General features: G+C 54.8%; 10 protein-coding genes and 1 tRNA gene. 9 read left to right on the top strand and 2 right to left on the bottom strand.

All coding sequences use genetic code 11. The annotated features are described in order from the left end of the window. Positions 1-108 precede the first annotated feature (108 nt). The 3 genes from ACLPGZ_RS14185 (at position 109) to ACLPGZ_RS14175 (ending at position 3,337) form a co-directional block, all read left to right on the top strand. Positions 109-1,491, top strand: a complete 1,383-nt coding sequence (locus ACLPGZ_RS14185) for a M20 family metallopeptidase (protein WP_239054412.1) — start codon at positions 109-111, stop codon at positions 1,489-1,491. Between the two features lie 72 nt (positions 1,492-1,563). Further along, complete coding sequence (locus ACLPGZ_RS14180; RefSeq protein ID WP_226348355.1) at positions 1,564-2,841, top strand: MFS transporter; 1,278 nt, start codon at positions 1,564-1,566, stop codon at positions 2,839-2,841. Between the two features lie 241 nt (positions 2,842-3,082). Next, positions 3,083-3,337, top strand: coding sequence for a heavy-metal-associated domain-containing protein (locus tag ACLPGZ_RS14175; protein ID WP_031231948.1), 255 nt, complete (start codon positions 3,083-3,085; stop codon positions 3,335-3,337). A gap of 341 nt (positions 3,338-3,678) precedes the next feature. Here the strand turns inward: ACLPGZ_RS14175 and ACLPGZ_RS14170 are convergent. After that, positions 3,679-3,763: transfer RNA gene (locus tag ACLPGZ_RS14170), tRNA-Leu, on the bottom strand. A 108-nt stretch (positions 3,764-3,871) separates the two neighbouring features. Here ACLPGZ_RS14170 and rnr point away from each other — a divergent pair. The 3 genes from rnr to ACLPGZ_RS14155 all read left to right on the top strand — a co-directional run bounded on the left by rnr (position 3,872) and on the right by ACLPGZ_RS14155 (position 8,559). Next, a complete protein-coding gene (rnr, locus tag ACLPGZ_RS14165) occupies positions 3,872-6,349 on the top strand; it encodes a ribonuclease R (RefSeq protein ID WP_239054411.1) in 2,478 nt (825 codons plus the stop codon). Between the two features lie 69 nt (positions 6,350-6,418). Continuing rightward, entirely contained in the window at positions 6,419-7,165 is a 747-nt protein-coding gene (gene rlmB, locus ACLPGZ_RS14160; RefSeq protein WP_035272375.1) for a 23S rRNA (guanosine(2251)-2'-O)-methyltransferase RlmB, read from the top strand. A 158-nt stretch (positions 7,166-7,323) separates the two neighbouring features. Beyond that, positions 7,324-8,559 carry a cystathionine gamma-synthase family protein gene (locus ACLPGZ_RS14155; RefSeq protein WP_035272377.1) on the top strand — a complete coding sequence of 412 codons (1,236 nt, stop codon included), beginning with the start codon at positions 7,324-7,326 and terminating at the stop codon, positions 8,557-8,559. A gap of 13 nt (positions 8,560-8,572) precedes the next feature. On the opposite strand, the gene pdxR is transcribed toward ACLPGZ_RS14155, so the two are convergent. Then, the gene (gene pdxR, locus ACLPGZ_RS14150; protein ID WP_239054410.1) at positions 8,573-10,045 is read right to left on the bottom strand and encodes a MocR-like pyridoxine biosynthesis transcription factor PdxR; all 1,473 of its coding nucleotides are present in this window, start codon (positions 10,043-10,045) and stop codon (positions 8,573-8,575) included. Positions 10,046-10,365: 320 nt separating this feature from the next. Here pdxR and ACLPGZ_RS14145 point away from each other — a divergent pair, with 320 nt between their 5' ends. Genes ACLPGZ_RS14145 through ACLPGZ_RS14135 form a run of 3 tightly spaced genes read left to right on the top strand, consistent with a single transcriptional unit; the run spans position 10,366 to position 13,312 of the window. After that, positions 10,366-11,925 carry a nitrite reductase gene (locus ACLPGZ_RS14145; RefSeq protein WP_226348352.1) on the top strand — a complete coding sequence of 520 codons (1,560 nt, stop codon included), beginning with the start codon at positions 10,366-10,368 and terminating at the stop codon, positions 11,923-11,925. A 13-nt stretch (positions 11,926-11,938) separates the two neighbouring features. After that, positions 11,939-12,283 carry a c-type cytochrome gene (locus tag ACLPGZ_RS14140; protein ID WP_026483439.1) on the top strand — a complete coding sequence of 115 codons (345 nt, stop codon included), beginning with the start codon at positions 11,939-11,941 and terminating at the stop codon, positions 12,281-12,283. 48 nt (positions 12,284-12,331) lie between these two features. Then, positions 12,332-13,312: a precorrin-2 dehydrogenase/sirohydrochlorin ferrochelatase family protein gene (locus ACLPGZ_RS14135; RefSeq protein ID WP_009461227.1), complete on the top strand. Its 981-nt coding sequence runs from the start codon at positions 12,332-12,334 to the stop codon at positions 13,310-13,312. Positions 13,313-13,440 lie beyond the last annotated feature (128 nt).

The raw sequence follows: 13,440 nt of genomic DNA, 5'->3' as shown, positions 1-13,440 counted from the left end.
TGTTTTGAGTTCTAAAAATTAGCTCATTCTATTCTAAAGATAGAAATATACAGAAGGTAAGACGGATTCTATAGTCCTCTTTCCTACCAATAAGACAACGAGACAAAAATGGGAAAAAGTAAAGCCTTGTCCAGGGTGCGCGCCTATTTTGAGGAGGGCGGTTTCGAGCAGGACTTGCGCCGTCGTGTGGCGATTCAAAGTGACAGCCAGACTGCGGAGAAAGCGGATCAATTGCAGCTCTACCTGGATCAGGAGCTGGGCCCTTCCTTGGTCAAACTGGGGTTTGAGGTCCGTATCCTGGCCAATCCCAAAGGGGCAGGCCCCATCCTTCTGGCTCACCGACATGAATCCGATGAGCTACCCACGATTCTGACCTATGGGCATGGCGACGTGGTGCCCGGACATGACCATCAATGGCGTGAAGGCCTGGCGCCTTGGGAATTGAAGATCGAAGGGGAGCGTTGGTACGGCCGGGGGACGGCGGACAATAAAGGCCAACACAGCATTAATCTGGCCGCGCTGGAACAGGTCATTCAAGCTCGCGATGGGCGTTTGGGTTTCAACCTCAAAGCCATCTTTGAGACGGGTGAAGAGCGAGGCTCGATCGGTTTGCGCGAGTTTTGCGAGCAACATGCACAGAGCTTGTCGGCTGATCTGTTTCTGGCCTCGGACGGCCCGCGCTTGAACGCCAATCAGCCGACCTTGTTCTTGGGCTCGCGTGGCACTGTGCTGTTCTCGCTGGAGGTGATTTCGCGTGAAGGGGGGCTGCACTCGGGCAATTGGGGCGGGGTGATGGAAAACCCCGCGGTGGTGCTGGCCAATGCTCTGGCCTGTCTGGTGGGGCCTCAAGGACAACTGTTGTGTCGCGAACTGACGCCAGGCCCCATACCGGAGGACGTGCTGGCTGCCATTGCAGATTTGGAGATTGGTCAGCATACCTTGGGGCTGGCCTTAAATGCGCATTGGGGCGAACCGGGCCTTAGCTACGGCGAACGTCTGTTCGGCTGGAACACCTTGGAAGTGCTGGCACTGGATGCCGGGAATCCGCAAAAACCAATCAATGCTATCCCGCCTCGTGCTCAGGCTTTTTGCAATTTGCGTTTTGTGCTGGGAACGCAGACAGATGACTTGGAAAGCACTTTGCGCCAGCACCTTGATGCGCATGGCTTCGAGCAGGTGCGTATTCATATGGGCCAGATCATGCCTGCCACCAGGCTGGATCTGGGCAATAAGTGGATCGCCTTGATCAAGGATGCGATCAGCAAAGTGACGGATCAGAAAATTGCCGTGATCCCGAATTTGGCAGGAACTGTACCCAACGATATTTTTGCCGATGTACTGGGTCTGCCCACGATCTGGGTGCCACACTCCTACCCCGGCTGCTCTCAGCACGCTCCCAATGAGCACATGCTGACTCCCATTATCCAAGAGGGACTGGACATCATGACCAGCGTTTTCTGGGAACTGGGCGAATTGAACAAGAACACTTAAAAAAAAACAGACGTCGTTCAGAAGTAACGGCGCATTGCCTTCGGAAACACCGGGGGCAGGAGGAGATAAAAGATGGAGCAGACCAAGAAAGCGGTGGGGCCTTTACCGCGTTCGTTTTGGAAGCCGGTCGCCGCGTCCGTGGTGGGGAATACCTTGGAGTGGTTTGATCTTGCTGTATATGCCTACTTTGCACTGACCATTGGTCGTGTTTTTTTTCCGAGCTCAGACCCTACCGTCTCTTTGGTTCTGGCTTTTGCCACATTCGGGATTTCATTTCTGATTCGGCCCATTGGAGCCGCGGTTATTGGCTCCTATGCGGACAGACACGGACGCAAGAAAGCCTTGTCCCTGTCCATCCTCTTGATGTTATTGGGCACGTTCATGATTGCGGTCATGCCTGGTTATGAAACGCTCGGACTCATTGCGCCTATCGGTATTTTGATTGCCCGTTTTATTCAGGGCTTTTCGGCGGGGGGCGAATTTGGCAGTTCTACTGCATTCATGATGGAGCATGCTCCAGAACGCTCTCGCGCATTTGTGGCCAGTCTGCAGTTTGCCAGTCAGGGCTTTGGTGTCGTGCTGGCTTCTTTGTTCGGTTATGTGTTGACTTCTACCTTAAGCGAACAGCAAATGCTGGATTGGGGGTGGCGTGTTCCCTTTTTCTTCGGCTTGTTGCTGGGGCCGGTAGGATACTGGATCCGCAAAACGGTGGATGAGTCCCCGGATTTCAAAGAAAGTGAACCTGGCGGTCAGCCAGTGCGAGAGGTACTGAGTTCACAAAAGGTTTTGCTGTTGATTGCTTTGGGCACCTTGATTTTGTCTACCGCCTCCAACTACCTGATTACTTATATGCCATCGTATGCAGCGACTACCCTGCGTGTTCCGCAATCGGCCGGATTTTTGGCAACACTCACCGCAGGCTTGATTCTGACTGTTGCTACGCCGTTGGTAGGTTATGTCGCGGGTAAAGTTGGTCGGATCAAGATCATGCTCACCGCTGCCGTGCTGTATGCGATTGCGATCTTCCCGTCCTTCATGTGGTTGAACCGCGAGGCGACCCAAACGGCGCTGATTCTGGTTGTAGGTTTGATGGCTTTGCTCAAAGCCGTGTACTTCGCCCCCTTGGCCGGATTGATGGCTGATGTCTTTCCAGTACGTACCCGTGTTACAGGCATGTCCTTGAGCTACAACATCGGCGTCACTGTCTTTGGTGGTTTTGCACCTGTGATTGCCACGGGTCTGATTTCACTGACCGGCTCTCCGGTGGCGCCCAGTTACTACCTGATTCTGGCCGCGGCGTTGAGTATCGTGGCCTTGCTGGCAGCCAGTCGCAAGCTGGGTATGAGGTAAGTCAGGGTCGTTCAAGGGAGGGCAGGCACTGCTAACAAGCAAAGGAGCCTGTTCAGAAAACCGTTTTCAGACCGGTTTGCCTGTGGTCAGCGGGCAAGCCGGTTTTTTTGTGTCTGCCTCCAGGCTGGCGCATCGTTCTTGTCCTGGCACCTTGCCGTATCTATAAGATGTATTTAATATATATCTTTATGGGCGGTGGCGATTTCATCAACTGCCTCACCTCATGTTAAAGGGATAAAAAATGCAAGTTGGAATGCTGAAACTGGCGGGTTTGCGACACCCTGAATGCGCCGATAAAGTGGCTATTGCCTTGGCGGCTATTGAAGGCGTACAAGCGGCAGATGCCTCGTTCGAAAACGCAAAGGCGTCGGTTCGTTTTGATGAAACCCAGGTCTCGCTGGAAGATCTGCATGCTGCCGTCGAGCGGGCCGGCTATCAAATCGCCAAACCTGCGCATGGTGAAGATGGTGCATGTTGCGGTGGCTGCGGCGGTTAAACCTACTGCATCCTGAGACTGAAAACCGACTGTAGAAACACAGTCGGTTTTTTTATGGTTGTACAAAGCAGGGCAGGCGGTGTTTTGCTTTGAGTGTGTTGCCTTGGCTCCCCAGGTGCTTGCTTCAAGGGGTATTCACAGGCCTGTAAAGAAAGCAGCCGATCATGCGGTAGTGATTCTTTATGTGGAAATGGCTGTGTTTAAAAAAGAAGGGGGTCGTATTGCTGCTCGTTTTCTGCCACAGTCAGACGTAATCGGATTGATGCTGAAGGATAATAAATTTATGGAGCAACAAAATAAAAAAGGCCGACCATTGAGAAATGATCGGCCTTTCGGAATTTTGGTGCCCAGAAGAGGACTCGAACCTCCACACCCGAAGGCACATGGACCTGAACCATGCGCGTCTACCAATTCCGCCACCTGGGCATATCGTTGTATGCTTATGGCTGTGCCAAAAGCCTTTAACGACTTTACTGCGTGAGCAGCAAAGAAAAAGGATTATAGGCATACTTTATTAATAATGGAAGTGTCCTTTTGAATAAAAAATATCAAGACAGTACTGAGGACCGTATTCAATCAACGGGCCGTTATGAGTTGCCGCCTGACTTCGACCCGGATACCCCGACGCGGGAAGTGATCCTGGCGGGGCTGCGCGAAGATGCAGACGGCCTGACCATGCAGGCTCTGGCGAAAAAGCTGGGCCTGGGCAAAGAAATTACGGTGGGTTTCGAGCGGCGTGTGCGCGCAATGGAGCGCGATGGTCAGCTGCTGATCTCCCCCGAAGGCAAAATTCGCAAAAATAACCAAACTGGTTTTATCGCCGGCAAAGTGTTGGGCCATCGCGACGGCTTTGGTTTCTTGCAGCGTGACGATGGGCAGCCCGATCTGTTCTTGTCGCCTCGAGAAATGGCCAAAGTGTTGCACGGCGACCACGTTATGGTGCGTATCGTCGGTGAATATCGCGGTAAGCCAGATGCCTCGATTGTCGAAGTTACTGCGCGCCACACCAGCAAGCTGGTGGGCCGTTTCCTGCGCGAGCGTGGCACGTTTATCGTGGTGCCCGAAGATCAACGCATCAAGCACGACATCCTGATTCCCAACGGAGACCAGGGCGAGGCCGAGCCCGGTCAGGTTGTGACGGTAGAGATCACTCAGCAGCCCGAGCGCCATCGTCAGCCTTTGGGGCGTGTGATTGAAGTGCTGGGGGAAATTGACGATCCCGGCATGGAAATCGAGATTGCCGTGCGCAAGTTTGAAGTGCCGGTCGATTTTTCCGAGAAGGCGCTCAAGCAGGCTGCGCGCATTCCCGCCAAGGTCAAACCATCGGAATACAAAGGCCGCGTAGATTTGCGCGATGTGCCTTTCATCACGATTGACGGTGAAGACGCACGAGACTTTGATGACGCGGTGTACTGCGAACGCGTTGATATTGGCACGGGCAAGCGCTCGCGCTGGGCATGGCGTTTGCTGGTTGCGATTGCCGACGTCAGCCATTACGTGCGCTCTGGCGATGCCCTGGATGAAGACGCTCTGGAGCGTGGCACCAGTGTGTATTTCCCGCGCCGCGTGATCCCCATGCTGCCAGAAAGCCTGTCCAACGGGATTTGTTCTCTGAACCCGTCGGTAGACCGTCTGGTCATGGTGTGCGATATGGTCGTGTTGGCCGATGGTGCCAAATCCGGCACTGTGTCGGCCTACCAGTTTTATGAAGCGGTCATTCATTCACATGCGCGCACGACGTATTCCGATATCTGGAGCGCCTTGCAGCAGCCCACTGGCCCGGCGGCCACCCAGATTCAGCATGTGCTGGAGCCTGTGCAGAACCTGTACTCTCTGTACCGCTTGCTGGCCGAGCGCCGTACCGCCCGTGGTGCGATTGATTTCGATACGGTTGAAACCAAGATTGTGTGCAACCCCTTGGGTCGTATCGAACGTATTGAGCCCTTGGTCCGTAACGACGCGCACAAGCTGATTGAAGAGTGCATGTTGGCAGCCAATACCTGTGCTGCCGACTTTATTGCCCGCAGCCGTCGCAACGGTTTGTACCGTGTACACGAAGGCCCAACGCCGCCCAAGCTGGAAGCCTTGCGTGAGTATTTGCGTAGCTTGGGTCTGACCCTGGAAGGAGGCGACGAGCCTACTTCTGCTGATTACGCCAAAGTCGTGGCTGCAGCCCGTGGCCGTTCTGACTTCGCCGTCATTCAGACCATGTGTTTGCGTTCCATGCAGCAGGCTATCTACAGTCCGGAAAAAACGGGGCACTTCGGTCTGGCCTATTCGCAATACGCGCACTTCACCTCGCCGATTAGACGTTACCCGGATTTGCTGGTGCACCGTGTCATCAAGGGTATTTTGAAGGGCGAGCGCTACATTCCGGCTATCGACGAGGATCCGGGCGATGCCGCCTTGCCAGCCAGCAAGCGTGACTTTGCACGTTGGGAAAAATTGGGTGCCTTGTTGTCAGCGCGCGAGCGTCGTGCTGATGAGGCTTCCAAAGATGTGGAAGCCTGGCTCAAGTGCTGGTTTGTTAAAGAGCACGTGGGTGAGGAGTACTCCGGCAAGATCAGCGGCGTGACCAGCTTCGGTCTGTTTGTGACGCTGGATACCTTGTATGTGGAAGGTCTGGTCCATGTTTCCGAGCTGGGTGCGGATTATTTCCAGTACAACGAAACTTCGAACGAGTTGCGTGGTGAGCGCACCGGTCTGCGTTATCGCCTGACCGACGCGGTGCAAGTCCAGGTTGCGCGTGTTGATCTGGAAGCGCGCCGTATTGAGTTCCGTCTGGTTAAAGGCGTGGGCTACAAGGCGGTGAAGGCAGCAGCTGAAGGGGTTGATCCATCCGAGCGTCCCATCAAGAAAGCGGCCCCAACCAAACCGCTGGCCTTGAAGGGCACCACGGCATCCCAACGACGTGCTTCGCAAAAACAGGCTGAGCGGGATGAAAAGCGCAGTGCGGAGAAGGCAGCCAAGTCTGCGAAATCCACGCGTAGCCCTAGAGGACGCCGTCGATAGGCGTACAATGCCAAGCCGGGCTTTTTGCCCGGCTTTCTTTATTTGCTCTTATTTCCCCCAAGGATTGTTATGCCTCAGCAGGTTTTGGCCGGTTTTCATGCCGTTATTGCCCGAGTTCGTTTTAGCGCCGCTTCGGTGCGCGAGGTCTATGTGGATCAGACCCGGCGCGATAAACGGATGCTGGCTTTTATCGAACAGGTAGAACAGGCTGGCTTGAAAGTCATGGCTGTGCCGGTCGAACGTCTGGATGGTCTGGCCAAAGGCACGCGCCATCAGGGCGTGGTGGCACTGGCTCTGGAGCAAGAACTGGCTGTCGATGTCAATGAATTGCTGGACGATCTGGAAGAGGCCGGGCAGGTTCCTTTTCTGTTGATTCTGGATGGAGTGACAGACCCCCATAATCTGGGAGCCTGCTTGCGTAGCGCCAATGCGGCAGGTGCCCACGCCGTAATTGCGCCTCGTGACCGCGCTGTGGGTCTGAATGCCACCGTATCACGCGTGGCTTGCGGCGGTGCAGAGTCTACGCCTTACATTACGGTAACGAACCTGGCCCGTACCATGCGTATGCTGCGCGAGCGTGATGTCTGGTTGGTTGGCACCAGCGACCAGGCCACGCATACCTTCCACCAGGTCGATGCCCGCCGTCCCATGGCCTGGGTAATGGGTGCCGAGGGCGAGGGCATGCGCCGTCTGACTCGTGAAACCTGCGACGAGCTGGTTTCCATCCCCATGATGGGCGCAGTAGAAAGCCTGAACGTTAGCGTCGCCAGTGCGGTTTGCTTGTACGAAACCTTGCGTCAACGTAGCCAGTCTTAATTTCTTTTAAGTCTTGTTACTTGCTTAATTACTTATTTGTATAAAAAACGGCGGGTTTCATCCGCCGCTTCACCAGATAATAGGTAATTGGCCGTCAGCCGGGCAAAACCCAATCGGCGCTGACGGTGTGTACACGCATTATGGGCTTGGAAACGATCATGGAAGAAAACGGCTTTATTACCTCTACCTTGCACTCTGACCGTCGCTTGGGCACGCAGCATGGCGCTATCCATCAGCCATTGCACCCATCGACCGAGTTCGGTTTTCAGGATGCGCGTGAGCTGGCTGCGGTCTTTCAGGGCAAGTCCGGCTTTACCTATTCCCGTCAAGGTACGCCCACCACGGCGGCGTTGGAAGCCAAGATTACACGCATGGAAAAAGGCATAGGCAGCGTCAGTTTTGCCACAGGTATGGCGGCGCTGACAGCAACCTTGTTTACCTTGCTGCGCCAGGGCGATCATCTGATTGCCAGCAAATTCCTGTTCGGTAATACCAATAGCTTGCTGGGGACTTTGCGCGACCTGGGTGTACAAACCACGCTGGTGGATGCAACCGATCTGGCCCAAGTGCAAGCCGCACGGCAGCCCAATACCCGCATGGTCTTTGTTGAGACCATCGCCAATCCCGGTACACAGGTAGCTGATCTGCAAGGGGTGGGGCAATGGTGTCAGGACGAGGGGCTGTTGTATGTGGTCGATGCCACCTTGTCCTCGCCTTACCTGTCGCCCGGCCGTGAGTTCAAGGCCTCTCTGGTGGTCAATTCCCTGTCCAAACACATTGGTGGTCACGGTAATGCCCTGGGTGGCATGGTGACGGATACCGGCCTGTTTGACTGGACGACCTACCCCAATATTGCCGAGGTCTACCGCACGGGCAATACGCAGAATTGGGGTTTGGTACAGATTCGGAAAAAGGGCTTGCGCGATATGGGCGGCACCTTGTCGTCTGACGTGGCTCACCGCCTGGCTGTCGGTTCGGAAACCCTGCCTTTGCGTATGGAGCGTATCTGTTCCAACGCCCTGGCCTTGGCGCGCCATTTGAAGGCGCATCCCAAGGTCAAGCACGTGCAGTATCCCGGCCTGGAAGATCACCCGCAGCACGAGCGTACGGCTCAATTGTTCGGCAATCGCTTCGGTGGCCTGATGAGCGTAGTGCTGGAAGAGGGCATTGAAATCTTCGACTTCCTGAATCGCCTGAAAGTCTTTGTACTGGCTACGCACTTGGGTGACAACCGCAGTCTGGTGCTGCCCGTGGCCCACACCATCTACTACGAGATGGGCCCTGAGCAGCGCGCTCTGATGGGCATTGCCGACAATCAGCTGCGTATCTCCGTAGGTATCGAAGAGATTATCGACCTGACCTCGGACTTTGATCAGGCGCTGGCCCAGTCCTAAGCTCTTCGCACATCTAGCCATGGTTCAGCCTGGGCTGTATCAGGGCTAGATGCTGCATTGCTTGCTGCAATTCCCTGCATTCCAGATTCGCATAGCCAAACAGCAGATGGCGTGGATTCGTGCTGTCTGTTTCCTGGCTGGCGGCCTGTGCCAAAGGGTAGAGCCGTATGCCATGGCGCAGTGCCGCAGCGGCAACGTGGTGGGCATTTGGGCTTTGTTGTGGCAGGCGAAAAGCCAGATGCATGCCAGCATTGTGTCCGCTGACCACGCCCGCATTTCCCCACACTTTTTTCAGTCCCTGCAACAGCGTATTGCGTTGCTCCAGATAACGGCGGCGCAGGTATTGCAGGTGCCGTGGATAGTCATACTCATCAAAAAAACGTGCCAACACGGCTTGTGTTAGCCAAGGTGACCCGTTGTTGAGCAAGGCCTTGCGAGCAATAAAATCCTGGCTCAGGTGGGGAGGACAGACCATATAGCCCAAGCGCAAACCAGGGCCCAAGGTTTTGGAAAACGAACCCAGATAAATCACCTGCCCGGGGCTCATGGCCTTGAGTGGCGCGGGCAAGGCCGGGCCATAACAGAAGTCCCCGTCGTAATCGTCCTCAATAATCAAAGCGCCACTGGTACTGGCCCAAGCCAGTAGCTCCTGTCTGCGACTTACCGTCAAGGTGTGCCCCAAAGGGTACTGATGGGAGGGCGTGACGAAAGCCAACTGAACAGCCTTGTCGGGCAGTGTGTCTGTGCGCAAGCCGTGCTGGTCCACAGGCACGGGAATACTTTGTGCGCGGTGCCGCGCCAGCAAATGTCTGAAGCCGTTGTAGCCGGGCGACTCATGCACCGCACAGCTTTTTTCGTCCAGGAAATGAGCTGCGATCAGACTCAAGGACTCCTGTGTTCCTGCAGTGATGATGATGTGCTCCGGGTCAGCCAATATGCCCTTGCTGGCCGCCAGATAATCCGCAATTTGCAGCCGCAAACCCCATAGACCTTCAGGCGGTGGATAGTCTGCCATGGCAGAGCCTGCGTAACGCAGCAACTGGTTGGACAAATAAATGAACTGTCGCAGCGGAAAAGCATGGACCGAGGGGCGTCCAATCTTGAAATCAAAACGAACGGGCACGCTGGCAGCAGGCACATGCACACCGCTGGCCTGTGCCGTGCTGGTACGCGGGCTGCGTGAACAGTGGGCCGTCTCCAGCACAAAATCCGGTGCCAGGCGACTGCGACCATTGCGGGTAGGTGTAGCCACAAAGAATCCCCGGCTAGGTTCGCTATGAATCAGATTGGAGTCGATCAGCAAGTCATAGGCACCCATGATCGTATTTTTGGAAACCTGCAGCAGAGACGCCATTCGGTTGATTGAAGGCAGGCGATTGCCTTCTTGCAGACGTCCCGAACAGATCAGGGTTTCGATTTGACGTGCAATTTGTCGTTTATACGGTGGGCTATGAGTATGGGAAAGCGTAATCGGTAAAGAAAACATGGCGGGACCGGAAAAATAATCAAAACCATCAAGGGCGAGCCAGGCCGGGCCACTATAGGCAGCAGCCTCTAGTTTTAACTTGAGTTAGGTCAAAATGAATATTCGTTCGTGATAAATTTATCCGGCTTCTTGATCTGCCAACTGGCTCCTTGTCATGGATGTTTTTATCTAGGTAAGAGTATTTAATATCTCGTAATTACGATATAAAAAAAACCATCCCCATTATTTAATCCGTATCCATACCTTCTCAGTAAAAAATAACAATCGTTATAGTTTGTTTGGTCTTGCCCTTTAGCAAGGCAATTGTTGGAGGTAATGGAATGTATAGAAAAATGATGACCCTGGCCTTCCTGTCTACCACCGTCAGCGCGGCTTTGGCGGCCCCGACGGAAGAGCAAGTTCGGGTAGACAACTTGTTTCAGCAAAACTGTGCGGTGTGTCACGCAGCCGACCGGGGAGGGTATATCGCTCCGGGCCTGCACAGTGATCGCCTGGTTCAAAGTGAGATTGCCTTGCGCGGCACCATCATGACCGGGATTCCGGATACCTTGATGCCACCTTTTGTCGGACGCTTGCCCGACGAGGACATTCGCGCGTTGGCCAAGATGATCAAGAACGAGCCCGTGGTGGAACGCACTTGGGATATGGATCAGATACGTGCCAGCGTGAAAGTGCTGGTAGACGAATCCACCTTGCCCGGCAAACCCAATTACGAGATCGATTCCGTCTACGACTTGATGGTCATCATGGCCCGCGGGCGTTATGGGCGGGGCGATGGTTCCAATCAGGCTCGTGCTGTTTTCATCAATGGCAAGAACAACCAGAAGGTGGGTGAAATTGCCACGGTTGGCGCGCCACACATCATGGAATTCAGCCCCAGCAACGAGCGCTGGGGATACCTGAAAAGTGATGATGGCCACGTCTACAAAATCGACTTGTACACCTTGCAGATTGTTCGTCAGGCCAAGGTGGGGCTGACTGGTACGGGTATTGCCTTATCCAAAGATGGCAAGTGGCTGGCACTGAGTTCCTTCGTACCCAACAGCATGGTTATCCTGAAGGCCGACACCCTGGAACCAGTGAAATATATCGCTCTGGAGGGCGAGGACCCGGACGGCAATTTCATCAAATCCGCCGGTGGTCCGATTATTGGTAGTCGTATCAATAACAAGTTTGCATTGACACTGCGCCAAGCCGGGCAGATCTGGATTATTGATCCAGACAAGCCGGATATGCCGGTCACCAAACTGGCCAAGGTCGGCCGCATGTTGCACGACACCTTCCTGACGCCGGATGGTCGCTATTCCATGGTGGCTTCTTACGACGACAACAAGTACGTGGCCATCGACCTGAAGGACGACAAGGTGGTACGTGACATTCCGGCTGGCTGTCAGCCCCACGCAGGCTCGGGTGCTGTCACGGAAGTGAACGGCCGCATGCTGGCCTTCGGCACCAATATGGGCACCTGCAAGTTAGGCTCTGTGGTTACTGCCTGGGATGTCAAAGACTTCTCTGTGGTGAAGCAGATTCCCGTTGCCGGAGCCACCGAATCCCCCGCCGCCCATCCTAATGCCCCGTATGTGGCGGTGGACATTATCGACAAGGACAAGCGCGCTTCCTGGATTCAGCTGATCGATAAAAACACCTTGTCCGTGGTGAAGACTTTGGACGTGGGTGGTCATGCCTTCTTCCCCAACTACAACCGCACGGGCGATTACCTCTACGTCAGTTCGGGTTACTGGGGGGATCGCTTGAAGATTTACGACAGCCGCAGTCTGGAGCTGGTAGCTGAACACAAGATGGAAAGCCCATCGGGCATTTTCTCGCGTGCCCGTACCCGTTGGCTCACCATTGGTCAGCCTGAAACCCAAAAATTCTAAGCAAAGGAACGTCATGAAAAAGCTTTTTATGGGTATGGCTCTTGTGGGCCTCTTGGGTTCCAGTGTCGCTTTGGCAGCGGACAAACCAGTGGGTTTACAAGGCTCGCATGGGCAGTCGCAACTATCGGCCCAGGCATCGTCCATGCTGCCTTTGTGCGCGTCCTGCCATGGGCTGGAAGGTGTCAGCACGGAGGGTATGTATCCCAACCTGGCAGGGCAGAAGGTGGAGTATCTGGTCAAGCAGCTACAGCAGTTCAAATCGCGAGAGCGCAACGATCCCATCATGAGCCCCATGGCCGAGCCTCTCAGCCCGGAAATGGTGAATGAACTGGCTGCCTACTTTTCCAGCCTGAAGTAAGTGTGAACCGGGCGCCAGTGTCTGCTGGCGCCTTAAGGATGTCGTGCAATGAATGTGTTTCCCTTGTTCTTCAATCTGACCGGTAAGGCGGTTGTCGTCGTAGGTGGCGGGACGGTTGCGGAGCGTAAAGTTCGGCTCTTGCTGCGTGCAGGCGCGCGAGTCACCGTCGTCGCACCGGAGCAAACCTCCTGGTTGAGGGCCAGTGCTCAGGCGGGTGCTTTAAGCAGCTTGTTTACCTCCTTTGTTGCCGAGCATATCCACGAGGCCTGGCTGGTTGTTGCAGCAACTGGACGGCGCGAGATAAATCGCATCGTGGCTCAGGCAGCCGACGCCTTGCGTCTGCCCTGTAATGTGGTCGACGATGGGCATCTGTCTACCGTACAAGTCCCTGCTATGGTCGACCGTTCGCCCTTGATGATTGCGGTCTCCTCTGCAGGTTCAGCTCCTGTACTGGCGCGGCGTGTTCGGGAGTGGATAGAAAGCGAGCTGCCTGAGTCAGTAGGGGACTTGGCCGGTTTGCTGGCTCGCCGCCGAGCCGATATCAAACAGGCTTTCCCCGAGGTACATACCCGTCGTCATTTCTTTGATTACGTACTAGATAGTCCTATCCCCGATCTCCTGGCGCAAGGCAAGGCTACGGAAGCGCTGGCAGCCTTTGATGCTGCCTTGAGGACAGAAACCCCTCAGCAGCATATTCAGGTCACCATTTTGCCTATCGCCGACTTGGAGGCAGTGGACTTGCTGACGCTGCGCGCCTTGCGCAAATTGAACCAGGCAGATTGGGTCTTGTACCTGCCACTGATTTTGCCTGCGATTTTGGAGAAGGCACGTCGTGATGCCCGTTTGATGGCCTTGGATCAGGCGGGGGTGGTCTTGCAAGACACCTTGTTGAATCGTGATTTCTGGGCACCCCTGTGCCAGTCCTGGGTGCCAGGCGAGCGCATCGTGATTGCCTGGAAGTCATCGTGGGATGTACAGCCTTTGGTTGAGCTGTTGCAGCAGCAAGGCTTGATCTGTGAGCTGGCCTAGGTGCGCTATCAGCTTGCTTAGGTGAACTGTGTGATGAAGAACTAAGTGAAGTGTTGTTGTTGTTGTTGTTGTTGTTGTTGTTGTTGTTGTTGTTGTTGTTGTTGTTGTTGTTGTTGTTGTTGTTGTTG

The sequence above is a fragment of the Alcaligenes sp. Me129 genome (assembly GCF_050487245.1).
Lineage (GTDB): Bacteria > Pseudomonadota > Gammaproteobacteria > Burkholderiales > Burkholderiaceae_B > Alcaligenes > Alcaligenes phenolicus.
Note: the sequence above shows the minus strand (reverse complement) of the source record. Positions and strands in the feature narration are given on the sequence as shown.

Coding starts and splice junctions, on each gene's coding strand:
- ACLPGZ_RS14185 (WP_239054412.1), top strand. CDS start 109: ATGGGAAAAAGTAAAGCCTTGTCCAGGGTGCGCGCCTATTTTGAGGAG.
- ACLPGZ_RS14180 (WP_226348355.1), top strand. CDS start 1,564: ATGGAGCAGACCAAGAAAGCGGTGGGGCCTTTACCGCGTTCGTTTTGG.
- ACLPGZ_RS14175 (WP_031231948.1), top strand. CDS start 3,083: ATGCAAGTTGGAATGCTGAAACTGGCGGGTTTGCGACACCCTGAATGC.
- rlmB (WP_035272375.1), top strand. CDS start 6,419: ATGCCTCAGCAGGTTTTGGCCGGTTTTCATGCCGTTATTGCCCGAGTT.
- ACLPGZ_RS14155 (WP_035272377.1), top strand. CDS start 7,324: ATGGAAGAAAACGGCTTTATTACCTCTACCTTGCACTCTGACCGTCGC.
- pdxR (WP_239054410.1), bottom strand. CDS start 10,045: ATGTTTTCTTTACCGATTACGCTTTCCCATACTCATAGCCCACCGTAT.
- ACLPGZ_RS14145 (WP_226348352.1), top strand. CDS start 10,366: ATGTATAGAAAAATGATGACCCTGGCCTTCCTGTCTACCACCGTCAGC.
- ACLPGZ_RS14140 (WP_026483439.1), top strand. CDS start 11,939: ATGAAAAAGCTTTTTATGGGTATGGCTCTTGTGGGCCTCTTGGGTTCC.
- ACLPGZ_RS14135 (WP_009461227.1), top strand. CDS start 12,332: ATGAATGTGTTTCCCTTGTTCTTCAATCTGACCGGTAAGGCGGTTGTC.